This is a genomic window from Paucibacter sp. M5-1 (assembly GCF_027498415.2).
In the GTDB taxonomy this organism is placed as follows: domain Bacteria; phylum Pseudomonadota; class Gammaproteobacteria; order Burkholderiales; family Burkholderiaceae_C; genus Roseateles_E.
Window position 1 is genome coordinate 5,055,217 of record NZ_JAPZLM020000001.1, and the last position, 22,884, is coordinate 5,078,100.

Genomic DNA, 22,884 nt, shown 5'->3' on the forward strand with positions numbered 1-22,884 from the left:
TTTCACTCGTTTTTCTCAGACCTGGCCTCACAAGGGCGAGGTGCTGCCCTCATTGGAGAATCCTATGCAAACCCGGCCCATGTCCTGGTTTGACCAGCTCAGACAAGCCCTGACCCTGCCGCCCGGCGATCTGCTGCGCGACCTGGTCTACCGCCGGCTCTGGACCTCGATCCTGATCAGCTCGCTGGGCGGGCAGATCACGATGCTGGCCCTGCCGCTGACGGCGGCCGTGCTGCTCAACGCCAGCCCCACCCAGATGGGTCTGCTGACGGCGATGGAGATCGCGCCCTTTGTGCTGTTCTCGCTGCCCTCGGGCGTCTGGCTGGACCGGGTGCGCAAGCTGCCGGTCTATGTCTGGGGCGAGACCCTGCTGGCTTTTGTCGTGGCCACCGTGCCGCTGGCGCACTGGATGGGCTGGCTGTCGATGACCTGGCTTTATGTGGTCGGCTTTGTGCTGGGCACGGTTTACACGACGGCCGGCAGCGCCGCGCAAATCGTGCTGACCCAGGTGGTGCCGCGCTCGCGCCTGGTCGAGGCGCATGCGAAGAACGCGCTGGCCTCGTCCGGCGCCGAGGTCGCGGGGCCGGGTTTTGCCGGCGCGCTGATCAAGGTGCTGGGCGCGCCGATGGCGCTGGCGGTGGATGCCGTGCTGGTGCTGATCTCGGCGCTGATACTGCGCGGCATCAAGGTCAACGAGGAACCGGTCAAGGCCAAGAATGCCGACTTCTGGCGCGATCTGAAGGCCGGCGTGCGCTTCGTGCGCAACAAGCGCCTGCTGGTCAGCCTGGCCACCGCCGTGGGCTGCTGGCAGCTGTGCCATAACGCGGCCATCGTCGTGCAGATCCTGTTCGCGACCCGCACCCTGGGCCTGTCGGGCCAGACCGTGGGCCTGTCCTATGTGGCGCTGGGTGCCGGTACCGTGCTGACCAGCGTGATGGGTCACCGCATCAGCCGCCGGCTGGGTCCTGGACCCTGCCTGGTGCTGGGCTTCGCGGTCTGCGGCCTGGGCTGGCTGCTGCTGTCGGTCGCGCCCGCCAATGCCTGGGGCGTGGCGGCCTTTGCCTTCATGCTGTTCACCTTTGGCATCGGCGCGGTGCTGATCTTCATCAACTTCCTGTCCTTGCGCCAGGCGGTGACGCCGGCACCGATGCTGGGCCGCATGACCAGCACGATGCGCTGGCTGATACTGATCCCGGCAGGCCCCGGCGCGCTGCTGGGTGGCTGGCTCGGCGAGCAGTTCGGCCTGCGTTCGGCGCTGGCTTTTGCCGGCTGCGGCGCGCTGCTGCTGGCGCTGCTGGCCTGGCGCCACGCGACCATACGCGAGGTGCGTGAGCTGCCCAAGCCGGACGATGTCGAGGCTGCACTGGGCGCCGAAGCGACACCGGGCGTGGTGCCGGATTTGGTTCCCAACAAGTGAGGGAGTGTGGACATGACAACACCTGACCCGGTGCTGATCCAGGTGCCCGAGCGCCTCCTGACCGAGCGCCTCGTGATTGCAGCGCCGCGTGCCGGCCTGGGCCAGGCGCTGAATGCGGCAGTGTGCGAGTCGCTGGATGACTTGCGCCCCTGGATGCCCTGGGCGCAGACCGCGCCCAGCATCGAGGAGAGCGAGACCGTGCTGCGCCATCAGCTGGCCCGGTTCATCCTGCGCAGCGACCTCGCCTACCAGTTTTATCTGCGCGAGCCCGGCAGCGAGCAGGCCGGCCGCCTGCTGGGCGGTACCGGCCTGCACCGCTTCGACTGGGCGGTGCGGCGCTTCGAGATCGGCTACTGGATACGCACGAGCGCCCAGGGCCGGGGCTATGTCTCGGAAGCGGTGCAGGCGCTGGCCGGCATGGCCTTCGACGAGCTGCGCGCACGCCGGGTCGAGATCCGCATGGACGAGCGCAATCTGCGCAGCCGCGCGGTGGCCGAGCGCTGCGGCTTCGAGTTCGAGGGGGTGCTGCGGCGCGACACCTTGTGCCCGAGCGGGGAGCTGCGCGATACGCGGGTGTATTCGAGGATTGCCTGACGACACCAAGCGCAGTCGTGCGAGCCCTCAGGCGCGCTCGGGATTGAGATTGCGTGCGCCTAGGACCGAGGTCGTTTCGCTCGCCCAGCCGCAGTTGTTGGTGGCCACTTCGTGGATCACGATGTGGGAGATCGGGATGTTGATTGACAGAGCCGGCCTGGTGGGCAGTTTGCGGGTTCGCCACCGAAAGCTTGCAAACTGACTCGAACCATCCGCCTCGGAATCCTGTCCAGGAACAACCCAGCAGGCACTTTTGGTCATCCGTCGTTGCCCACCGGCTGCTCTCGGCGACTTCCGCGACCCAACAGTTTCGGCCATAAGCAGGCACTGCCGAGCGGCCGCTTTGCGACAGTCCAAGGAGTTGGTTTGGTCGGCCGAGCCATGTCGCAGCCAGGCATGCCCACCTCGTAATCAAAGGTGCCCCGCCTCGAATACTGACGACGCAACCGAGGCCGGTGGCCTGCGCCGGCGTGGCGAATTGACCGGTGGCGGAACGGACCCCGTGCTTGGCTCCACTAAGATCAAGAGTCGCCCCCGCCCACCCGCTCGCTTGATGCCCCTCGATTCCTCGGCCCCACCCTCACCCCACCCAGCGCCGCCTGCGGAAACCGTGCTTCGTTTTGGCGATGCGGAACTGCGGCTCGCCTCACGTGAACTGCTGCTGCAAGGCCGCTCCGCACCGCTCGGCGCGCGTGCCTTCGACATCCTGACCGTGCTGGCGCAGCGCCACGGACGCGTGGTGTCGAAGCGGGAACTGATGAGCCTGGTATGGCCGGACACCGTGGTGGAGGAGGCCAATCTGCGGGTCAATATGGTGGCAATCCGCAAGTGCCTAGGCCCGCGGATCATCAGCACGATTCCCGGCCGCGGCTACCAGTTCGCGCAACCGGTACAGCGCGCAGCCGAGCCCCAACCGCAGCGGGGGGCGTCGGCCTCGGGGGAAGCAACGGCGCGACCGGAAAGTCGCCCCCCTGATGTACTGACAAGGCTGATCGGCCGGGACGAACTGCTAAAGCAGGCGCTGTCGCTGATGCAGCGGCAGCGCCTGGTCACGCTGACCGGCATGTCGGGCATTGGCAAGACGCGCCTTGCGCAAGCGCTGCGGCAGGCGCTTTGTGCAGACCCGTCGAGACGCGTGGTCTGGGTCGAGCTCGCGCCCTTGAACAAGGCCGAGTTCGTGGTGAGCAGCATCGCGCGCAGCTGCGGGCTGGAAACCGGTGCCGACGATGAACTGAGGGGGCTGATCGCGGCCCTGAAACCCGAGGCCTTGACGCTGGTGCTCGACAATGCCGAGCACCTGGTGGAAAGCGTTGCCGAGGTGGCGCATGCGCTGCTCGAAGGCTGCAGCGGGCTGCAGTTGCTGGTCACCAGCCAGGCTCGCCTGAAACTGGCGGCTGAAGCGGTACTTCCTCTGGTCCCGTTGCCCGTCGCGCCGGCGGGCACCCCGGCCGAGCAGGCGCAGGCCGCGGCGGCGCAGGCCCTGTTCCTCGCGCGTTGCGAAGCGCTCGGTCGGCGGGTGCCGGCCGACCAGGCCACCTCCGATCAACTGGCCACCCTGTGCCAGCGCCTGGACGGCCTGCCGCTCGCGCTGGAGTATGCGGCCGCCGCGATGCCGGTGCTCGGCTTGCAAGGCATCTTGCAGGCGCTGGACGAGCGCCGCCTGTCGCTGGGCCCGGGCCGCCGCGATGCACCGCAGCGCCATCGCAACCTGCGCGCGCTGCTGCAATGGAGCCATGCACTGCTAGGTCCAAACGAACAGCTGGTGCTTCGCCGGCTCGGCGTGTTCAACGGTGGATTCAGCCTCGAACTCTTTCGCGAAGTCGTCAGCGCCGATTTCGAGGACCCCTGGACGGCGCTGGAGGCCTTGTCGGAACTGATTGACCGTTCGCTGGTTGTGGCCGAAGCGACCGAGCCGCCCCGCTATCGCCTGCTCGAGACAACCCGCGCCTATGCCATGGAGCTGCTTGCGTCGCATGACGAGGCGCACGCGATCAACGCCCGCCGTGCCGAAGCGGTCTGCCGGCGCCAGGAACGGATTCACCATGCGGCGCTCGCGGGTGAGATGCCGACCACCAACGCCGTCGAGCAGTTGCTGGTCGAGATCGACAACACTCAGTCGGCCTGGCAGTGGGCGATGGTCCATGACGCCACGCTGGCCTTGCGGCTGTGTATTCCGCTTTCCTACTTGTTGCGGCAATCGGCCGGTTGGACCGAGAGCAGCCGCTGCTTTGTGCAGACCGCCCGCCATTTCAACGAAAGCCAAGCGCCGGAATTGCGCGCGCATTGGGCCTGCGCGGCCGGCGAACTGATGGCGATGCATGACCGGAGCAGCGCGCGCGAGTGGCTCAGCTTTGCCATCGATCAGTACCGCTCGCTCGACGACCGTCAAGGGCTGTTCCGGGCCATGGCCGCCTGGGCCAACTGGCTGCTGCAAGGACTGCCGGATCCGCCCGTGTGGCAGCAGACCCTCGACGAACTGCGAGCGCTCGATGACGAGGACTGGCCCGATGCCGTGCGCGCTAACGGCGTGGTGCTGGCAGTCAAGCTAGACATGGCGTTGCATGGCAGATCGGCCACGCGCCCGGCACTGGAAAATGCGCTGGCCGTCGCCGCATGCGACCCGCAGACACGCACGCATCTGCTGATTAACGTGATGCAGATGGCGCTGCAGGACGGCTGCGCCGACGAGGTGATCGCGATCGCCGAGCCGCTGTTGCTGGCGCTGCGGCAGGGGCCACGGACTGCCAGCCTGAGCTTTGTGCTGCTTTGCCTGGTGCAAGGCCAGCTGCGCACGGGCCAGGCGGACGAGGCGCGCGGCAGCTTCGGCGAGGGCCTCCCTATTGCTCTTGCGCATGAGCTGCTGTACCTGTGGTGTGATGCATTGGCGGTATGGGCTTGCTCGCTCGGCTCGTTCGAGGACGCGGCCTGGCTCAACGGTTATGCTGACAGCGGCCATCGGGCGCACGGCATCGAACGCAATGAAGCCGAAGCCTGGTTCCGGCGCGAGTCGGAACGCCAGAGCCGCGCGGCGCTGAGCGAGCCGGCTCAGCGCCACGCGTATCGACGCGGCGAGCGCGGCGACGACGCTAGCGCGATGTCGCTGGCCACACGTCTGCTGCAGTGAGCTGAGCAGCCAGGTTCATGGCAAGCGCGGGAAATCCCGATTCCTGCGCTACGGTTGACTCATACCCTGAGAGCAATCAGGCTCAGCCACGCAGCCATGCAGGGCAGAACAAAGATGAACAGCTTGAACTTGGAATCTGGGATCTTGGGGCCGACAACGGCATGGAGCGCAAGCAGCACACCAAGCAGCACGCCCAGGCCGCGTGGCACCACACTCATACCCAGCGAAGCACCCACGATCCAGATCGACGCAGGGATATGAACGCCCATACGAAGCGCCCAGACATTGTCTTCGTTCATGCCGTTGATCGAAGCCACATCGATCAGCGCGTCACCGAAGATCCAGAAGTAGCCGGCCATCTTCACGAACTCAGGAGCCGGAAGGGCTTGCACGACCGGCGCCAAGGCGATGTGATAGACGATGCCGAAGCAATTGCCGAGCCAGAGTCTGCGGCTCTTCTTGGCGGCAAACATGGCAATCCAGCCGAAACAGGACAGTGCTGCAAAGACAGCGGTGAGGTTAGCTTGAGTATTCATGGTAACTAGCCAAAAGTGAATGCGTACGCATGCAGGCCGGCGTCGAGAAACTCGATTTCAAAGAGCCGTTCGCGCGCCGTACCGGACTGGCGCACGAGCTGGTACAGGCGTGGCGCGTCTATGTGACCGACGCCGTCGGCGTCGACGTCACTGCCGTGGCTGAAGCCTGGTGGCTGTCCGTCGATACGAACCCGAAACCGGATCGCCATGCCATCGTGCGAGGTGCCGAGCACAAGGTGCAGATCTCTGGCATGGAAGCGGAAGGCGATGCGGCCTCCGGCCTGAGCGAGTTCGACACGCTCATCGTCAACGCGCCAACTGCCGGCCAGCGTCCACTGGTTGAGGGAAAGCCCGCGCGCCGGGAGGTAAATGTGCGAGCGGCCCCGGCGCAAGGCCCCGTCGGCCGAGACAAAACCTTCCGCCCGTTTAGCGCCGAGATAGGTCTCTGCTGATTCGGGCGGTCGCAATCCAGATGCAGCCTGCGTGCCCTGGCCTTGTGGCGAGACCAGGCCAGTCGGTACATCGCTTCGGCCGGCCTCACGCAGCAACTGCTGAATGATCCGCTCAGCCTCGTCATAGCGACCCTCTCCGACCTTGCGATGGCGGACCTGTCCCTTGGCATCGACAAAAAACAGCGTCGGCCAAGCGTGCGTTCCGAACGCCCGCCAGAGCACCTGGCGACTGTCCACTGCGACTGGGTAAACGATGCCTAGATCCTTTGCCGCACGAGAGACGTTCTGGACATCGCGCTCGAAGTCGAACTCCGGCGTATGCGCACCGATGACGACGAGCCCCAGAGCTTGGTACTTCTGGGCCCAGGCTCGCAGATAAGGCAGCGGGCGCAGGCTGTTGATGCATGAGTAGGTCCAGAAGTCGACCAACACTACCTTGCCCAGCAGGTCGGCCGCTGCGAGCGGCGGTGAGTTGATCCAGGCTATCGCACCCTCCAGGGCCGGCATCCTTGACTTGGGGGCGATAGCAGCAAGCCAGTCGCCGCCGGCGTTGACCCGTTGCGAGTAGGATGACGTGAGCATGCTCCCAAGAGACAGAGCAGCCCAACGTGCAATGCGTCTACGCGGGTATGAGATAGGGAGATTCATATCGCTCAGATTGAATTTCGTGCGGTGCCGGCACGGTCAGGAATTCTCGTCGGGAGTCAGCCCCAGCGCCTTGGCCACACCGGTGCCGTAAGCAGGGTCGGCGCTGGTGCAGTGGTGGATATGACGCAACTGAATCTCCAGCCCCGCGCCGAATATCGAGCGCGCCGTGTTGTCGAACAAGGCTTGCCGCTGGTCGGGCGACATCAATCGAAACAGGGCGCCGGGCTGAGAGAAGTAGTCATCGTCTTCGCGGTGATTCCAGTGATCCGCCGTGCCGCTCAGGCTCAGCGCCGGCTCGCTGAAGTCTGGTTGCTCCGCCCACTCGCCCGCGTCATTGGGTTCGTAGGCAAGCGTGCTGCCGTGGTTGCCGTCGGTGCGCATCGCGCCGTCCCGGTGATAGCTGTGCACCGGGCAACGTGGGGCGTTGATGGGGATGTGCTGGTGATTGACACCCAGCCGATAGCGCTGCGCATCGCCATAGGAGAACAGGCGACCTTGCAGCATCTTGTCGGGTGAGAAGCCGATGCCTGGAACCACGTTGGCGGGGTTGAATGCGGCCTGCTCCACTTCGGCGAAGTAGTTGGCCGGGTTCCGGTTGAGCTCGAGCACGCCGACCTCGATCAAGGGGTAGTCCGCATGGGGCCACACCTTGGTGAGATCGAAGGGGTTGTAGGGCAGTTGGCCGGCGTCAGCCTCGGGCATCACCTGCACGCAGAACTTCCAGCGTGGGAAGTCGCCCCGGTCGATGCTCTCGAGCAGGTCGGCCTGGTGCGTTTCACGGCTGCGACCCGCGGCGGCTTGCGCCTCGGCGTCACTCAGGTTCTTGAGGCCCTGCATCGACAGCCAGTGAAACTTGACCCAGAAGCGCTCATTGTTTGCGTTGATGAGGCTGAAGGTGTGGCTGCCGAACCCATGCATATGGCGGTAGGTGGCCGGTATGCCCCGATCACTCATCACCACCGTGATCTGATGCAGCGCCTCCGGCAGCCGCGTCCAGAAGTCCCAGTTGTTCTTGGCACTGCGAAGGTTGCTGCGCGGGTCACGCTTGACGGCGTGGTTGAGGTCCGGGAACTTGAGCGGGTCGCGCAAGAAGAACACCGGTGTGTTGTTGCCCACCAGGTCCCAGTTGCCCTCCTCGGTGTAGAACTTGATGGCAAAGCCGCGAATGTCGCGCTCGGCGTCTGCCGCGCCGCGCTCACCCGCCACGGTGGAGAAGCGTACAAAGAGGGGGGTCTGCTTGCCGACCTCCGAGAACAACCTGGCCCGCGTGAACCGGGTGATGTCCTGGGTGACGATGAACGTGCCATAGGCGCCTGAGCCCTTGGCATGCATCCGTCGCTCGGGGATCACCTCCCGGTCGAAGTGGGCCAGCTTTTCCAGGAACCAGACGTCCTGAAGCAACTGCGGGCCACGGGGCCCAGCCGTCATGACATTCTGGTTGTGTGCGACCGGGCAGCCGGCGCTGGTCGTCAGCTTCTTGCTCATGTGTACGCTCCTCGTGTCACGCCGATCTCAGCGCGCGGCAGCCGCGACTTCGATCAGTTCGGCAACCGCCTTCGGGTGAGACGTCATCACCACATGCGACGCACCCGGGACGACGACGGTCTTGCGCGAGCCCGCGCGGTCCGCCATGAAGCCGAGCCCTGCGGCGGGAATGTTCAGGTCCGCCGTGCCATAGATGAAGTAGGAGGGGAACTTCTTCCAGGCCGGTTCGCCACTGGCTTCGACAAGGGCGGCTTCGGCGATGGGGCGTTGCCCGGCAGCCATCAGTCGGGCCTCGGGTTCAGCGACGTCGGCCGCGAACTGCTGCCAGAACTTACCTTGGTCGATGTAGAGATCCACGCCACCTGCGGGCAGCGGAACAGGCTTGGCAAGGGCCGCGCCGAGCGTGCCACCGGGGAACTTGCCGGCCAGTTGGCCTGCACTCTCGCCCGTGTCAGGCGCAAAGGCAGCCACGTAGACCAGCGACTTGACCTGCGGCTTGCCAAGCGCAGCGGTAGTGATGACAGCACCGCCGTACGAGTGGCCGACCAGCACCACCGGACCCGGGATGGAGTCGACGACGCTGGCGACGTAGCGCGCATCGCTGGCTACGCTGCGCAGCGGATTGGCGGCCGCAACCACCGGATAGCCGGCCTTCGACAACTGGGTGACGACGCCGTTCCAGCTGGACGAATCAGCGAAAGCGCCGTGCACGAGAACGATGGTGGGTTTGATCGACGGGGTGTTCATGGCTTGAGCCTGTGCGTTGATTTGAATGAGGCCGGCAACGACGCTGGCGGCAACGATGAGGAATTTGAGTTTCATGGGGAGGGTCCGGTAGGGTTTCAGTTCGAGATGAACTCGAACAGGTCGTTGTTCAGACGCTCTTTGTGCGTGTCGGTGATGCCGTGCGGGGCGCCCGAATAGACGATCAGCTTGGCGCCCTTGATCAGCGCAGCCGAGGCCCGTGCGGAAGCATCGATGGGCACGATCTGGTCGTCGTCGCCGTGGATGACGAGGGTGGGCACGTCGAACTTCTTCAGGTCACCGCGGAAGTCGGTCGCCGAGAAAGCGGCAATCGAGTCGTGGGTGTTCTTGTGGCCAGCGACCATGCCCTGGCGCCAGAACGACTGCACGGCACCCGTCGAGAGTTTGGTGCCGGGGCGGTTGTAGCCAAAGAAGGGACCGGAGGCAATGTCGAGGTAGAGCTGCGAGCGGTCGGCCAGGGAAGCCTTGCGCAAACCATCGAACACTTCGATCGGAAGGCCACCCGGGTTGTCCGGCGTCTTGAGCATGAGGGGCGGTACCGCGCTTACCAGCACCGCCTTCTTCACCCGGCTCGTGCCGTGGCGGCCGATGTAACGCGCCACCTCACCGCCGCCCGTCGAGAAGCCGACCAAGGTGGCGTTCTTCAGGTCGAGGGTCTCGATGACAGCCGCCAGGTCGTCGGCATAGTGATCCATGTCATTGCCGTCCCAGGGCTGGCTGGATCGACCGTGCCCGCGGCGGTCATGTGCCACGACGCGAAAGCCCTTGCTGGCCAGGAAGATCATTTGCGATTCCCAGCTGTCCGAGTTCAGCGGCCAGCCGTGGCTGAACACCACCACCGGCCCCGTCTTCGGACCCCAGTCCTTGTAGTAGAGCGCCACTCCATCGCGCGTGGTGATGGTGCTGGCCGTCTTTACGACCTGGCCCTGCGCCGCAGCCGGCCGGGTCTTGGCCGAGGGCGCTGTGCTGCTGGACGATTGAGCTTGGGCACTGCTGTGGATCGTGCCTGCAAGTAGAGCGAGGGCGAGAATCAGTGGCGTGATCTTCATGATGGATTCCTGAGGGTGGAGGTTCAAGAGGCGATGAAGGCCAGCAGGTCGGCGTTCAGCCGGTCCTTGTGGGTGTCGGTCAATCCGTGCGGTGCGCCCTCGTAGACCTTCAGCGTGGCGGAACGCAGGGCCTTGACGGCGAGCCTCGCCGAGGTGGCTATGGGCACGATCTGGTCGTCGTCGCCATGCACCAGCAGCGTCGGCACGGTGACCTGCTGCAGATCGGCGCTGAAGTCGGTCGCCGAGAACGCCGCGATGCACTCATGCGTGCTGCGATGGCTGGCCTGCAGGCCCTGCTCGCAGAAGCGGTCGATCAGGGCCTGGGAAGGGACAGCGCCGGGTCTGTTGAAGCCGAAGAAGGGACCGCTTGCGATGTCCCGATACAGCTGCGCGCGGTTGTCGATCTCGCCCTTGCGCAGGCCGTCGAAGACCTCCAGCGGCACGCCATCCGGGTTGCTCTCGGTACGCAGCATCAGCGGCGGCACCGCGCCCACCAACACCAGCTTGGCGACACGCCGTATGCCGTGGCGGCCGATGTAGCGGACCACCTCGCCGCCACCGGTGGAGAAACCCACCAGCACGACGTTGTGCAGGTCCAGCACCTCCAGCAGGCTCGCCAGGTCATCGGCGTAGGTGTCCATGTCGTTGCCGTCCCAGGTCTGGCTGGATTGGCCGTGGCCACGCCGGTCATGGGCAATCGTGCGGTAGCCCTGGCTCGACAGGAACAGCATCTGCGATTCCCAGCTGTCCGCATTGAGCGGCCAACCGTGGCTGAAGACCACCGGCTGACCGCAGCCCCAGTCCTTGTAGTGAATGCGTGCCCCGTCTCGGGCGGTGAAATGATGATTCATTGGCTTGGCTCCGGCATCATGTTTGCTGTACCGACGAACGCTCGCCGGCTTGGCCATGCCAGTGTCGAAACCTGGCCGCGTTTTCACCAGTTAAGCGATGTAAAACGATGTAGGTCCTGCGTCGTCGCTGGGACGACCAAGGGCGCTTGCAGGAGGTGCCGCAGAGGCTCGTGATCAGGATTCCTAAGAGCAGGGGCGATGTCCCGGCGCGTGGTGTAAGTCCGCAGCCCGGAGAGGCTGAGATGCGCGGGTTACTCAGCGAGCCACTTCGATACGGCGCATCGTTGACGTCCCTCAACTCGATGGGAGACCATCATGGGAACGTCAGCCAACGCCAATCACCGCGAACCCTGAAACAAGGGCAGAATCGTCGGTCAGAAGGCACCGTTCAAGCTCAAGGACATTCGGGCGCTTCGAGTCCGCTTTCAGATGGAGGGCCGGGTGCGCGACTCGCGCTATTCAACCTGGGCATCGACAGCAAACTTCGCGGGTGCGACCTCGTCGCCCTGAAGCTTGGAGATGTCTGTCATGGCGACAAAGTTGCGTCGCGGGCTATCGTGATGCAGCACAAAACCCAGCGCACCGTTTAGTTCGAGATCACCCAGGCCGCACGTGACGCTGTTCAGCAATGGATCAAGACCGCTGGACTGAAGTCCGACGACTTCTTGTTTCCAAGTCGCCTCCACAGATCACCGCATCTCGGCACGCGGCAATACGTCCGGATCCGCGAAAGCTGGGTCGTGGAGCTGGGCCTTGATCCGGCCGACTACGGCACGCATTCGATGCGACGAACCAAGGCGACGCTGATCTATCGGCGGACCAAGAATCTGCGCGCCGTGCAACTGCTACTGGGACATTCCAAGCTGGAGTCAACCGTGAGATACCTCGGCATCGAGGTCGATGATGCCCTTGAGATCTCCGAGCAGACAGAGATCTGATCGATCCAGCTGCCACTCATCCGCCGGGCAATCCCGCTTGGCGGATGAGCCGGCCAGGCGTTGGGTCGCTATCTGAAAGCGAGGCGAACTGAAAAATCCGGCCAAAAAGCAGCCGCACGCTTCGGGCCACCATCGGCAAGTTCAGGCTATAGCGGGCATCGCTGAGCGGTGACTTTGACGACCGCAAGGCATCTGTCCGACCTGGGGCAATCCTGGGACTGTTCAAGGGGCCTACCGATGCTCGGTCGATTCTGCTCAACGGCCCAAGCTACCCGGGAGGATTGCTGATGCGTGGCGCCAGGCACTGCGATGAGAATTGGGCATCTTCCTATACAGGCTCCATGAGCTGGGCATCGGAAGACGGGCTGCAAGACTTACGACGCCGCCAGCCCGGCTCAGGACGCCGGGCTGGAAATCTGAATCTCCTCGTTCTGGACCTGCACCTGCAGACCGAAGCCGGCATGCAGCAGGCGGGCGAAGGCTTCGACATTGGCGGCATCGAACACGCCGCCGATGACGATGCGTGAGGCGGCCTCGTCCTTGATGACCAGCTGCTTGCGGCCGTAGCGGTTGAACTGGCGCGCGGCCTCGGCCAGGCTGACTTCGTTGAAGACCAGCTTGCCCTGCAGCCAACCGAGGCTGGCCGTCAGCTGCTGCGGCGACAGCTTGGTCAGCAGCAGATTGCCGGCGTCGGCCAGCGCGGTGTCCGCGCGGGTCAGCACCGCAGGGCGGTTTTGCTCGGCCTGCACCTGAACCCGGCCTTCGAGCACGGCCACGCGCAGCTTGTCGCCGTCGCGGTAGAGCGAGAACTTGGTGCCCAGCACGGTCACCGTCTGCTTGCCAGCATGGACCACGAAGGGGCGCTTGGCATCGTGGGCGATGTCGAAAAAGGCCTCGCCGCGCTCCAGCCAGACCTGGCGCGCCTGTGGCGTCACCTCGGTGCGCAACTGCGTGGCGGTGTTCAGCGTCAGCTTTGAGCCGTCGGTCAGCGTGACCGACTCACGCTGGCCGCGCTCGGTGGCGTAGTTCTGCGTTTGCGTCGGCTTGCCGAAGTTCAGACCCAGCACCAGGGCCAGCGTCGCCAGGCCCAGACCGGCGGCAGCATGCCGCAGCGGGGGGCGTGCGGCCCAAGCCCAGCCGCGCGGCGCCGGCGGCGGCGTGAAGACCGGTGCGGCGCCCTGCAGCGCGCGCAAGCGGTCGGCGCGCTGCCAGGCCTGGTCCAGGCGCAAAAAGGCGACACGGTGTGCGGTCGCCGCGCTCAACCAGGCCTCCAGCTCGGCCTGGCGCTCGGCAGGCAGGCGGCCACCCTGGCGGTCGCGCTCGGCGATCCAGTCTGCCGCGCTGGCCTCGATGTCATTCAACTCTTTGTTTTTCATTGTGTTTTCCGTCCCTTCCTCAACGGCGCGGCGACGCTGCGCGCAGCGCTGCCCAGCCCCGTTGCCTGCAGCGCCAGCGCCAGGGCGCGCACGCCCTTGGAGACCTGGCGCTCCACCGTGTCCTCTGTGATGCCCATGCGTGAGGCCACCTCGCGCTGCGACAGGCCCTCGATCTTGCGCAGCTCAATCACTTCGCGACAGCGCGCCGGCAGCAGGTTCAGCGCGATCTGCAGCAGCTTGAGCTCGCTGCGCGCGGCCAGGTGGCGCTCCGGGCTCAGCTCGTCCAGCGTCGGCGCCAGCGCATCCATATCGGCATAGGTCTCGATCGAGACGATCTGCGCGCGCCGGGCGCGGTCGATCAGCAGATTGCGCGCCGTGGTCAGCACAAAAGCCTGGGCCGAATCGGGTCGGCCCCGTGCACAGCCGTCATAGACGCGCGCGTAAACCTCCTGACGCAGGTCGGAGATCTCGTCCATATCGCGCCAGTTGCGCCGCAAAAAGCGTTCAAGCATGGCTTCCAGCGGCAGCACTTGGTCCACGAACCAGGCGTTCAACTCTTCAGTGTTCAACACGGCTCCTCATGTCGGCGGAGCTTGCCACGATCCGCAGTGCCCGCCTGCTTCTGATGACGAAGCAGCTGCGGAAATCCGGTACGTGCGGCGCAAAGATTTTTTGCAGGCCGGGTCGGCCTTGGTAGATACCCAGGGTTTTCGCGGATCTCGGTCGCTGCCTCGTCTTGGTTTTGCAGCACAGCCCTTGAGCCGATCCGATATGTCCGCAGCCCTGTCCTCATCGCATAAACCCGATCCCCGCATCGCCGCCCTCGACGCCCTGTTCAATCCCCTGGCCCGCAGCGATGCGCCGGGCCTGGTCGTCGGTGTGGCCCTGCATGGCCGCAGCCTCTACCGGCGCGGCATCGGGCTGGCCAGCGTCGAGCAAGGTGTGGCCAACACGCCCTGGACCCGGATGCGCATCGGGTCGACCAGCAAGCAGTTCACCTGCCTGGCCGCGCTGCTGCTGGCCGAGGAGGGCCGGCTCGACATCGACGCCCCGGTGCGTGCCTACCTGCCCGAGCTGCCGGCATTGCCTGCCCAGGGGCCCGAGCCCAGCCTGCGCCAGCTGATGAACCACAGCAGCGGCTACCGCTGCTACCTCGACCTGGGCTTCATCGCCGAGGGCATGGCCATCAAGCCAGCCGGCGTGGCCTGGCGCGTGCAGCGGCGCCAGCGTGAGGCCAATTTCGCGCCCGGCAGCCAGGTCATTTACTGCAATAGCGGCTACCAGCTGCTCTCAAGAGTGATCGAGGACGTCTCCGGTCTGCCCTTCGAGCAGTTCCTGCAAGAGCGCATCTTCGCGCCGCTGGGTATGGAGGACACGGCCTCGGTGCCCAGCGATTTCGAGCTGCATCCGGGCACGGCCACCCTGCACCTGCCGGCCGCACAAGGCACTGGCTGGCGGCGCGGCATCTTCCCGACCGAGGAGTTGCGCGGCGAGGGCGCGATGGTCTCCAGCATCGACGACATGCTGCGCTGGCTGGCCCATCTGCGCGCGCCGCACAAGCGCGTGGGCAGCGCGGCCAGCTGGCAGCAGATGCTGGCGCCGACGCGGCTGGCCAATGGCCACCACACGCCCTACGGCCTGGGCCTGATGCGGCACGACTACCGCGGCCTGGAAGTGATTCACCATCCGGGTGCCGTGATCGGCGGCGCCAGCCAGATGCTGAGCGTGCCCAGCCAGGCGCTGGACATCATCATCATCGGCAATGGTGCGCCATGCAGCCCGCGCGAGCTGGCGCTGCGCATCGTCGATGCCTTGCTGGCCGATCAAGGGCTGGCCGCCATCGCGCCGCCGGCGGCCGTCGAGCGCTTCGCGCCGATGCTGGGCCGGCGCTATCGCGGCCGCGACACGGGCCTGGTCTTCGGCTTTGCCAGAGCCGGCGACGCGCTCGGCCTGAGCCTGCTGGAGGGTCTGGCCATGCCCTTGCGCGACGAGGGGGTGCAGCTGTGCCAGCCCTTCGAGGAGGGCGGTATCGGCCAATATCTGCTGCCGACCGCGCAACTGGCCGGCGCGGTGCCGCCGCCGCAACTCGATCTGGTCGCGGACGGCCGCAGCGAATGCTGCGAGCTGCTGCCTCAGACGCCTCCGCCGCTGGCCGAGGCCGGCGCGCCGCTGTTGGGCCGCTACCGCTCGGCCGATCTCGATGCCGAGGCCCGCATCGATTTCGACGGCGAGCGGCTGCTGCTGCAGATCCGCGGTGCCTATGGTGGCAACCGCTTCGAGCTGCGGGCCCTCTCGGCCGAGGTGTTCGGCTGCCAGGCGCTCGACGTACCGATGGGCCATGGCGGCAATGCGGTGCTGCGCGTCGCGCCCGCTGGCGGTCCGCCGAGCGGCTCCGTGAGCGGTTTCCGCCTCGACACGCCGCGCACCCGCCAACTGGCGTTTGAACGCTGCGGCGACTGACTGATTCCCCGTTTCTCTTCCTCTTCCCTAGGGATTTCTCCGACATGCTTGTATTGCGCAAACCCTATCTGATCTTCCTCGGTGACGTGAGCTCGGCCGTCGATGCCAAGACCGCCTTCGGCGTGGCCGACTGGTGCCCCGAGGATGTGCTCGGCGAGCTGGCCTATCCCGGGGCCGCCGTCAGCACCGGCAAGCCGGCGATGAGCGTCGCCGAGGCGGCCGCGGCCGGCGCGGGCTCGCTGCTGATCGGCATCGCGCCGGTCGGCGGCAAGCTGCCGGCGCACTGGCTGCCCAGCCTGCTGGAGGCGGTGCGCGCGGGTTTGGACATCGTCAGCGGCCTGCACACGCGGCTGAGCGACATCCCCGAGCTGGCCGCCGCCGCCCAGGCCGCCGGCGTGCAGCTGCAGGATGTGCGCCACGGCGCCTGGCCGCGCGTGACCGGCACCGGACGCAAGCGCAGCGGGCAACGGCTGCTGACCGTCGGCACCGATTGCGCGCTGGGCAAGAAGTACACCGCGCTGGCGCTGGCCCGTGCGCTGCAGGCGCGCGGCGTGCCGGCGAGCTTTCGTGCGACCGGACAGACCGGGGTGATGATCTCGGGCAGCGGCGTGGCCATCGACGCGGTGGTGTCCGACTTCGTCGCCGGCGTGGCCGAGCAGCTCTCGCCCGACAACGAGGCCGAGCACTGGGATGTGATCGAGGGCCAGGGCTCGCTGTTCCACCCGGCCTATGCGGGCGTCACGCTGGGCCTGTTGCATGGCTCGCAGCCCGACGCGCTGGTGCTGTGCCACCACGCCGGTCGGCAGCATATTGCCAGCCTGCCTGACTTCCCGACCCCGCCGCTGGCCGAGGCCATCGAGGCCTATCTGCGCGCCGCACGCCTGACCAATGCGGCGGTGCGCTGCGTCGGCATCAGCATCAATTCGTCCGCGCTCAGCGATGCGGACTGGCTGGCCTACCGCGACCGCGTCGAGGCCGAGCTGGGCCTGCCCGTGGTCGATCCGATGCGCGGCGGTGTCGAGCGCCTGGCCCAAGCCATTCACCCACACAAGGAGTATTCCCATGTCGCTTGATTGCACGCTCACCAGCGAGAGCTGGGCCCTGCAGGAGCCGTTTGAGATTTCGCGCGGCGTGATGACCGAGATTCAGGTGCTGGTCGTGCGCCTGTCCGATCGCGAGGGCCGCAGCGGCTATGGCGAGGCCACCGGCGTGCCCTACAAGGGCGAGACGACGCTGTCTATGGCCGCGCAGATCGAGGCCCTGCGGCCGCGGCTGCATCAGGACCTGTCGACCGAGGCGCTGATGCAGTTGCTGCCGCCCGGTGGCGCGCGCAACGCGCTGGACTGCGCGCTGTGGGATCTGCGCGCCAAGCAGGCCGGCCGTCGCGCCTGGCAACTGGCGGGCCTCACGCACGTGGCGCCGGTGCTGACGGCCTACACCATTGGCCTGGGCAGCGAGGCCGATGTGCGGCGCAAGATCCGCGCGGCGCGGCATCTGCCCCTGCTCAAGCTGAAGGCCGATGCGAGCCGGCATGTCGACATGGTGCGCTTCGCCCGCGAGGAGCATCCGTCCGCCCGCCTGGTCGTCGATGCCAACCAGGCCTGGAGCCGCGAGCTGCTCGAGCGCATCCTGCCCGAGCTGAAGGCCCAGGGTGTCGAGCTGATCGAGCAGCCGGTCGAGCGCGGCACGGATGCCCAGCTCGACGGGCTGGTCTGCGCCATACCGCTGGCCGCCGATGAGTCCTGCGTGGACCGCAGCTCGCTGCCGGCGCTGGTGGGCCGCTACCAATACGTCAACATCAAGCTCGACAAGTCCGGCGGCCTGACCGAAGCGCTGGCCCTGGCCCGCGAGGCCAAGGCGCTGGGTTTCGGGCTGATGGTCGGCAATATGGGCGGCACCTCGCTGGCCATGGCACCGGCCCATCTGATCGCGCAGGACTGCAGCTATGTGGACCTCGACGGCCCGATGCTGATGCAATCCGACCGCGCCCAGGCCATGCACTACGAAGGCGCCCTGCTCGGCGCCGCCGAGCCGGCGCTCTGGGGCTGAGCGGGAGGGGGGCCGAAGCAGGGCCGAGTGGGCGCGCAGGCCGCGCCCACGTCGCAGTGCAAGCCCCGGACAGCGAGGTGGCGCCTGATGACGGCGCCACAGGGCTAGTCTTCAGGACGATAAGCAAGACCTGGCCCCGACTGAGCCGTTTGGTCAAGGCCCCTGCGAAGACGATGTCGGCGCTGTCCGTGTGAGGGGCCGATCCGACGGGCAAGATGCTGTTAGATTTGCTCTCCATGTCCCGACTCCCTGCCGAGTCGCAAGGCCGCGTCAGCCTCACCAACGAGTGTGCTGGTGTAGCGCTGCGGGTCCCATGTCTGCAAACTGCGGCATCGCAGAAGTTGGGCTGGCCGGTGTCACGCAGTCAACTTGATCTTGTCTAGGTGTAACTGGCAATGGACTGGTTCGTAGTCATTCTCATGGCCGGAATGGTTGCTATGTTCTGGAAGTACTTCACCTGGGTGAATCGACGGAACAGGGCGAGACTTCAAATACTGCGCGCAGACGCCGAAGCCCAGTTCAAAGCCCTGGCGGTTGAGTCGACCGATGAGCGCTATCGGTTCTCCGGCGAGACGGCGGTGGTTGTGGATGAGGTCGTGCGAATTGATGGAAGCGACGACCGCATTGACGACGCTTGGCTTATACGGTTCTGCCGAAATCCGAAGGGCGAGTACTTTCAGTTCATCTCCAATTCGTCACGCGGTCCCTACATCAAGCACGTACCGCACAACCTCGCTCGAATCGCGCTGAAGAAGAAGTACGTTCCTCCGAAGCACACCGATGGCTAAACGGTTTCAGGGACTTCTCGCCGCGGTACACCGGCATTGGTTTTCCTTCATCAAGACCTGACCCTCGCCAAAGGCCAAACGAGTGGGGTCACGAGTGGGGTCAAGCCTTGAATCTGAACCTTCAAATTCAAGACCTGACCCCCGCCGTGATGACCCCGCCGCGAGGCCGCTTGTTCTCAGGAGCTGGAAGGAGGGCGCAGCCATGGCTGGTGCGGGAGCACCTAGCCAGCGGCGAAGGCCCATCCGGAAACCAGCAGCGGCTCGAACGACAGCGGCGCGACGTGGGCCCGACATTCGATCGGGTCGGCTCGATCCTGCATGCCCGGTTGAGCACGACACCGACCTGCGCTGGCGTCTCAAAGTGGGACAAGACGTGGTCTGCGAGGGCGGGTCATACCCCAACTACCGCGAGGCAGATGGCCTGCGGACGCGCCCTCCTAGGGTTAGCGATCTCCCTGATCCAGGGGGCGGTGAGCAACATCGAAACCGTTTCTCAGGCAACAGTCGGCTACCACGTCGGGGCGACAGTCTCGACGTAGTTTTAAGCCCGACGGCGCCTGCCGGACGGATTCAATCGCCACATATGGAGAAGAAGCCTGTGACCCGCATCAAAATGAAACGCGCTTTGGCTGCGCTGGCGCTAGGCGCCGGCACGAGCATCTTGGCTCATTCCAGCCCCGTCACTTTCGACGACATCCTGCCTCAGGGTTTTTCCGGCTCGTCGATCGTCAGCGGCGGCGTCACGGTGACATCGTCCGGCGAAGGTTTCTCGAACGTCGATTCGGCCATGGCCTATGGTGCGATCGCGCCCGAGAACAGCACCGGCCAGTTCCTGGCCGCGCTGAACAACGATGCCATCACGCTGGCCCTGGGGGGCGTGCGTTTCCTGGGCCTGGACGCGGCCTTCATCGCACCGGTGCCGATTGCACCGGGTGCTGCCGCCGGCATGCTGCAGATCGCCGCCACGACGACGACCGGGACCATCTTCGAGCAGTTCGATTTCGGCCTGTCCGGCGCCAATGGCGTCTGGAGCTTCTTTTCGATCGACACCGACCTGCTGGGCAGCAGCGCAGTGACCTCGCTGACCCTGACGGCCTGCCTGTATGACGGCCTCGGCGGTTGCATACGCGATGCATCGCTGTCGCAGTTCGGGATCGACAACCTTCGCGTACCCGAGCCCGGCACGATCAGCCTGGTGCTCGCAGCGATCGGCTTGATGACCTTCACCCGCCGTCGTCAATCCGTCTGACCCGTCCACCCATAAGGATCAGTCCATGACCAGATATCACGTCGTGATCGGTTCTGTGCTGGCCGTCGCCGCCTTGTCGGCCGCCGCACAGTCCGCCCCTCGCAAGGGTTACATCGTTGAGCTGGCTGATGCGCCAGCCGCTGCCTATGAAGGCAGCGTCAGCGGCCTGGCGGCCACCCGCCCGGCCGCCGGCGCCAAGCTGAACGTCAATGCCAGCCATGTGGTGGCCTATCTGACCTACCTGAACGGCAAGGCCGGCAACGTGACTGCGGCCGTCCCTGCCGCGACCGTCTATCACCGCTATGGCGTGGCCTTCAACGGCTTCGCGGCCAAGCTCAGCGATGTCGAGCTGCAGAAGCTGCTGGCGACTCCGGGCGTCAAGGCCATCACCGCCGACGAACCGAGCAAGCTCGACACCACCTACACGCCGAGCTATCTGGGCCTGACCGGCCCCAATGGTCTCTGGTCCAAGCTGGACGGCACCGGCCGCGCGCTGAAGGGCGAGGACATCATCATCGGCCATGTCGACACCGGCGTCTGGCCCGAGGATCCGTCGTTCTCGGACAAGGTCGATGCCACCGGCAAGCCGGTGTCTTCGCATCTGCCCGGCACTGTGGTCTATGGCCCGCCGCCGGCCAAGTGGACCGGCACCTGCCAGGCCGGCAGCGGCTTCACCCCCAGCATGTGCAATAACAAGCTGATCGGTGCCCGCTACTTCAACGCCGGCTACAAGAGCTTCAACGGCAACTCGGCGTGGGCCTTCGAGTATCTCGATTCGCCGCGCGATGGCGACGGCCACGGCTCGCACACGCTGGGCACCTCGGGCGGAAATGAGGGCGTCTCGGCCCTGGTCGGCGGCGCCAGCGCCGTCTCTGGCATGTCGGGCATCGCACCGCGTGCCCGCGTCGCTTCGTACAAGGCCTGCTACACCGCCGCTGGTGGCCGGGACGATCCGAACACGGGCTGCTACCCCTCCGACACCCTGGCGGCCGTCAACCAGGCGGTCGCCGACGGGGTCGATGTCATCAACTACTCGATCGGCGGCAGCCGGACGAGCTTTGCCGACGCGCTGCAGACGGCCTTCCGTGCCGCCGCCGCCGCCGGCGTCTATGTGTCGGCGTCGGCAGGCAATTCCAACGTCAATGGCGCCTCGACGGTGGCTCATATCAGCCCCTGGCTGATGACGGTGGGCAATTCGACCCACGACCGCTACACCGAGGCGATCGTGACGCTCGGCGGCGGCGCCACCGCGCAGGGCGCGTCGTTCCAGAGTACCGGCCTGCCGACCCAGTCCCTGGTCTGGTCGCGCAACGCCGGCTTCGGCGCGCCGGCGGCCCAGGGCTCGAACCAGGCGCTGTGCCTCGGCGCTGCCGACGGTGTGGCTGCGCTGCTCGACCCGGCCAAGGTCGGCGGCAAGATCCTGGTCTGCGATCGGGGGGGCAATGTGCTGGTCAACAAGGTGGCCAATGCCAAGGCCGCCGGAGCCGTCGGCGTGATCATCCTGAACACGCCGGCGTCGGCCAACACCACGCCGCTGATCTCGGCCGTGCTGCCCACCGTGCATCTGCCGCTGGCGGCCTTTGCCGCCGTCACCGCCGAGGCCTCGTCGCCCACCGGCACGGCGGCCTTCGGCGCCGGCTTCCAGGTCGCCGGCGTCGTCTCGCCGGTCATGTCGGGGACCTCGTCGCGCGGCCCGAACCTGGCCGACCTGAACATCCTCAAACCCGATATCACCGCCCCGGGAACCGACATCATCGCGGCCTATATGAACCGCGATCTGACGCAGGCCCAGCGCGACGCCGTCGCGGCCGGCACGCTGATTCCTCCGCCCTGGGCCGAGATGATCTCCGGCACCTCGATGGCGAGCCCGCACTCGGCCGGCCTGGGCGCCTTGCTCAAGCAGGCCAATCCGGGCTGGTCGCCGTATGCGATCAAGTCGGCGATCATGACCAGCAGCTTGCAGAACGTGAAGCTGGCCAATGGCGCGATCGACGCCAACCGCTGGGGCTTCGGCGCGGGTCATATCAACCCGAACCAGGCGTTGGCGACCAAGGTCGTGTTCGACCAGACGAACGCCGATCATCTGGCCTATCGCAACGGCGTGTTGAGCGGCACGGCGCTGAACCTGGCCTCGATGACCGCGAGCAACGTCATCGGCATCCAGACCTTCACGCGCCGGCTGACCAACAAGGGCACGTCACCGCGCACCTACACGGCCAGTGCCAACGTGCCGGGCTTCAGCACCGTCGTTACTCCGGCCAACTTCGTGATCGCTCCGGGCGCCACACAGACCTTCACGGTCCAGTTGACGCGCACCACGGCGGCCACGGCCACCTGGGTTTTCGGGGAGGTCATGCTCGCCGGCGACGACGGCATCAACCTGCGCAGCCCGGTGACGGTGCGGCCGCTGACCTTCGTCGGCAGCGCCAGCGTGACCGAGACGCGGCCCGTGGGTACCAAGGTCTTCACGGTGGCAACCGGCTACAACGGAACGTTCAACATCCAGGCCAGCGGCATGGTGGCGGCGACCCGGCTGGCCGGCAATGTGGCGCAGAATCAATCGGTGTGCTTCCCGTTCGCGGTGCCGGCGGGTGCCAAGCAGCTGCGCGCGCAGCTGTTCGACAGCGAGACCGGCGGCGGCGGTGCACGGGATATTGACCTGCGGGTGCTGCGCGCCGGCACGGAGGTCGGTTCCAGCGGGGGCGTCACCTCCGAGGAACTGATCATCCTCAACAACCCGACGGCGGATGCGAACTACCAGGTCTGCGCCGACGGATATAACGCGCCGGTCGCCGGAGCTTCCAACTTCAGGATCAATCTGTGGGTAGTGCCGGCAGTCACGGCGCCGGCCAGCTTGAAGGCCTTCGGCCCGTCCACTGTGACGGCCGGCGGCACCGCTTCGGTGGGTCTGTCGTGGAACGTCGCGGCGGGCAACCGCCACCTCGGCGTGGTCGAGTACCGCGAGACTGCAGCCAGCGCTGTGTTGGGCACGACCACGGTGTTCATCGACGCCAGCGCCGCCGCGCCGGCGCAGGCACCGCTGCTGCGCGCGAAGCCGCTGAACTGACAGCGGCCGGCCCGCTCCGGCGAGCCGGCGTCGCGC

At 66.3% G+C, this 22,884-nt stretch carries 17 protein-coding genes and 1 pseudogene; 10 read left to right on the forward strand and 8 right to left on the reverse strand.

All coding sequences use genetic code 11. From position 1 onward, the window contains the following. Positions 1–64: 64 nt before the first annotated feature. The 3 genes from O5M90_RS24055 (at position 65) to O5M90_RS24065 (ending at position 5,135) form a co-directional block, all read left to right on the forward strand. Positions 65–1,417: an MFS transporter gene (locus O5M90_RS24055; RefSeq protein WP_269837810.1), complete on the forward strand. Its 1,353-nt coding sequence runs from the start codon at positions 65–67 to the stop codon at positions 1,415–1,417. Positions 1,418–1,429: 12 nt separating this feature from the next. Beyond that, on the forward strand, positions 1,430–2,011 hold the full coding sequence (locus O5M90_RS24060; protein ID WP_269837809.1) for a GNAT family N-acetyltransferase: 582 nt from the start codon (positions 1,430–1,432) through the stop codon (positions 2,009–2,011). A 553-nt stretch (positions 2,012–2,564) separates the two neighbouring features. After that, a complete protein-coding gene (locus O5M90_RS24065) occupies positions 2,565–5,135 on the forward strand; it encodes an ATP-binding protein (protein WP_269837808.1) in 2,571 nt (856 codons plus the stop codon). A 59-nt stretch (positions 5,136–5,194) separates the two neighbouring features. Here the strand turns inward: O5M90_RS24065 and O5M90_RS24070 are convergent, their stop codons facing one another. The 6 genes from O5M90_RS24070 to O5M90_RS24095 all read right to left on the reverse strand — a co-directional run bounded on the left by O5M90_RS24070 (position 5,195) and on the right by O5M90_RS24095 (position 10,978). Continuing rightward, positions 5,195–5,671, reverse strand: a complete 477-nt coding sequence (locus O5M90_RS24070; RefSeq protein WP_269837807.1) for a hypothetical protein — start codon at positions 5,669–5,671, stop codon at positions 5,195–5,197. 5 nt (positions 5,672–5,676) lie between these two features. After that, positions 5,677–6,705, reverse strand: a complete 1,029-nt coding sequence (locus O5M90_RS24075; protein ID WP_269837806.1) for a redoxin domain-containing protein — start codon at positions 6,703–6,705, stop codon at positions 5,677–5,679. A gap of 102 nt (positions 6,706–6,807) precedes the next feature. Beyond that, positions 6,808–8,256, reverse strand: coding sequence for a catalase (locus O5M90_RS24080; protein ID WP_262971066.1), 1,449 nt, complete (start codon positions 8,254–8,256; stop codon positions 6,808–6,810). 27 nt (positions 8,257–8,283) lie between these two features. Beyond that, positions 8,284–9,078, reverse strand: coding sequence for an alpha/beta fold hydrolase (locus tag O5M90_RS24085; RefSeq protein ID WP_269837805.1), 795 nt, complete (start codon positions 9,076–9,078; stop codon positions 8,284–8,286). A 20-nt stretch (positions 9,079–9,098) separates the two neighbouring features. Beyond that, positions 9,099–10,070 carry an alpha/beta fold hydrolase gene (locus tag O5M90_RS24090; RefSeq protein WP_269837804.1) on the reverse strand — a complete coding sequence of 324 codons (972 nt, stop codon included), beginning with the start codon at positions 10,068–10,070 and terminating at the stop codon, positions 9,099–9,101. 23 nt (positions 10,071–10,093) lie between these two features. After that, on the reverse strand, positions 10,094–10,978 hold the full coding sequence (locus O5M90_RS24095) for an alpha/beta fold hydrolase (RefSeq protein ID WP_440402392.1): 885 nt from the start codon (positions 10,976–10,978) through the stop codon (positions 10,094–10,096). A 309-nt stretch (positions 10,979–11,287) separates the two neighbouring features. On the opposite strand from O5M90_RS24095, the pseudogene O5M90_RS24100 reads away from it, so the two are divergent. Further along, a pseudogene (locus O5M90_RS24100) lies at positions 11,288–11,859 on the forward strand (tyrosine-type recombinase/integrase). 395 nt (positions 11,860–12,254) lie between these two features. Here the strand turns inward: O5M90_RS24100 and O5M90_RS24105 are convergent. Both O5M90_RS24105 and O5M90_RS24110 read right to left on the reverse strand, forming a co-directional pair. Further along, positions 12,255–13,235, reverse strand: coding sequence for a FecR family protein (locus O5M90_RS24105; protein WP_269837802.1), 981 nt, complete (start codon positions 13,233–13,235; stop codon positions 12,255–12,257). After that, positions 13,232–13,807 (reverse strand): RNA polymerase sigma factor, encoded by a 576-nt coding sequence (locus O5M90_RS24110; RefSeq protein ID WP_440402393.1) that lies wholly within the window; start codon positions 13,805–13,807, stop codon positions 13,232–13,234. The genes O5M90_RS24105 and O5M90_RS24110 overlap by 4 nt, the downstream gene beginning before the upstream one ends. A 199-nt stretch (positions 13,808–14,006) precedes the next feature. On the opposite strand from O5M90_RS24110, the gene O5M90_RS24115 reads away from it, so the two are divergent. The 6 genes from O5M90_RS24115 (at position 14,007) to O5M90_RS24140 (ending at position 22,848) form a co-directional block, all read left to right on the forward strand. Further along, on the forward strand, positions 14,007–15,695 hold the full coding sequence (locus O5M90_RS24115) for a serine hydrolase domain-containing protein (protein ID WP_269837801.1): 1,689 nt from the start codon (positions 14,007–14,009) through the stop codon (positions 15,693–15,695). Between the two features lie 44 nt (positions 15,696–15,739). Then, entirely contained in the window at positions 15,740–16,768 is a 1,029-nt protein-coding gene (locus O5M90_RS24120) for a DUF1611 domain-containing protein (RefSeq protein WP_269837800.1), read from the forward strand. Further along, on the forward strand, positions 16,758–17,744 hold the full coding sequence (gene dgcA, locus O5M90_RS24125; RefSeq protein ID WP_269837799.1) for an N-acetyl-D-Glu racemase DgcA: 987 nt from the start codon (positions 16,758–16,760) through the stop codon (positions 17,742–17,744). The genes O5M90_RS24120 and dgcA overlap by 11 nt, the downstream gene beginning before the upstream one ends. A gap of 395 nt (positions 17,745–18,139) precedes the next feature. After that, a complete protein-coding gene (locus tag O5M90_RS24130) occupies positions 18,140–18,532 on the forward strand; it encodes a hypothetical protein (protein ID WP_269837798.1) in 393 nt (130 codons plus the stop codon). A 613-nt stretch (positions 18,533–19,145) separates the two neighbouring features. Beyond that, entirely contained in the window at positions 19,146–19,781 is a 636-nt protein-coding gene (locus O5M90_RS24135) for an NF038120 family PEP-CTERM protein (protein ID WP_269837797.1), read from the forward strand. A gap of 25 nt (positions 19,782–19,806) precedes the next feature. Then, a complete protein-coding gene (locus O5M90_RS24140) occupies positions 19,807–22,848 on the forward strand; it encodes a S8 family peptidase (protein WP_440402396.1) in 3,042 nt (1,013 codons plus the stop codon). The last annotated feature ends 36 nt before the right edge of the window (positions 22,849–22,884 follow it).

What these genes read in the sequence shown, in the direction of transcription:
- O5M90_RS24115 (WP_269837801.1), top strand. Translation starts at nt 14,007, where the DNA reads ATGTCCGCAGCCCTGTCCTCATCGCATAAACCCGATCCCCGCATCGCC.
- O5M90_RS24095 (WP_440402392.1), bottom strand. Translation starts at nt 10,978, where the DNA reads ATGGCCAAGCCGGCGAGCGTTCGTCGGTACAGCAAACATGATGCCGGA.
- dgcA (WP_269837799.1), top strand. Translation starts at nt 16,758, where the DNA reads ATGTCGCTTGATTGCACGCTCACCAGCGAGAGCTGGGCCCTGCAGGAG.
- O5M90_RS24120 (WP_269837800.1), top strand. Translation starts at nt 15,740, where the DNA reads ATGCTTGTATTGCGCAAACCCTATCTGATCTTCCTCGGTGACGTGAGC.
- O5M90_RS24055 (WP_269837810.1), top strand. Translation starts at nt 65, where the DNA reads ATGCAAACCCGGCCCATGTCCTGGTTTGACCAGCTCAGACAAGCCCTG.
- O5M90_RS24060 (WP_269837809.1), top strand. Translation starts at nt 1,430, where the DNA reads ATGACAACACCTGACCCGGTGCTGATCCAGGTGCCCGAGCGCCTCCTG.
- O5M90_RS24130 (WP_269837798.1), top strand. Translation starts at nt 18,140, where the DNA reads ATGGACTGGTTCGTAGTCATTCTCATGGCCGGAATGGTTGCTATGTTC.
- O5M90_RS24085 (WP_269837805.1), bottom strand. Translation starts at nt 9,078, where the DNA reads ATGAAACTCAAATTCCTCATCGTTGCCGCCAGCGTCGTTGCCGGCCTC.
- O5M90_RS24105 (WP_269837802.1), bottom strand. Translation starts at nt 13,235, where the DNA reads ATGAAAAACAAAGAGTTGAATGACATCGAGGCCAGCGCGGCAGACTGG.
- O5M90_RS24065 (WP_269837808.1), top strand. Translation starts at nt 2,565, where the DNA reads ATGCCCCTCGATTCCTCGGCCCCACCCTCACCCCACCCAGCGCCGCCT.
- O5M90_RS24135 (WP_269837797.1), top strand. Translation starts at nt 19,146, where the DNA reads ATGAAACGCGCTTTGGCTGCGCTGGCGCTAGGCGCCGGCACGAGCATC.
- O5M90_RS24075 (WP_269837806.1), bottom strand. Translation starts at nt 6,705, where the DNA reads ATGCTCACGTCATCCTACTCGCAACGGGTCAACGCCGGCGGCGACTGG.
- O5M90_RS24090 (WP_269837804.1), bottom strand. Translation starts at nt 10,070, where the DNA reads ATGAAGATCACGCCACTGATTCTCGCCCTCGCTCTACTTGCAGGCACG.
- O5M90_RS24080 (WP_262971066.1), bottom strand. Translation starts at nt 8,256, where the DNA reads ATGAGCAAGAAGCTGACGACCAGCGCCGGCTGCCCGGTCGCACACAAC.
- O5M90_RS24140 (WP_440402396.1), top strand. Translation starts at nt 19,807, where the DNA reads ATGACCAGATATCACGTCGTGATCGGTTCTGTGCTGGCCGTCGCCGCC.
- O5M90_RS24070 (WP_269837807.1), bottom strand. Translation starts at nt 5,671, where the DNA reads ATGAATACTCAAGCTAACCTCACCGCTGTCTTTGCAGCACTGTCCTGT.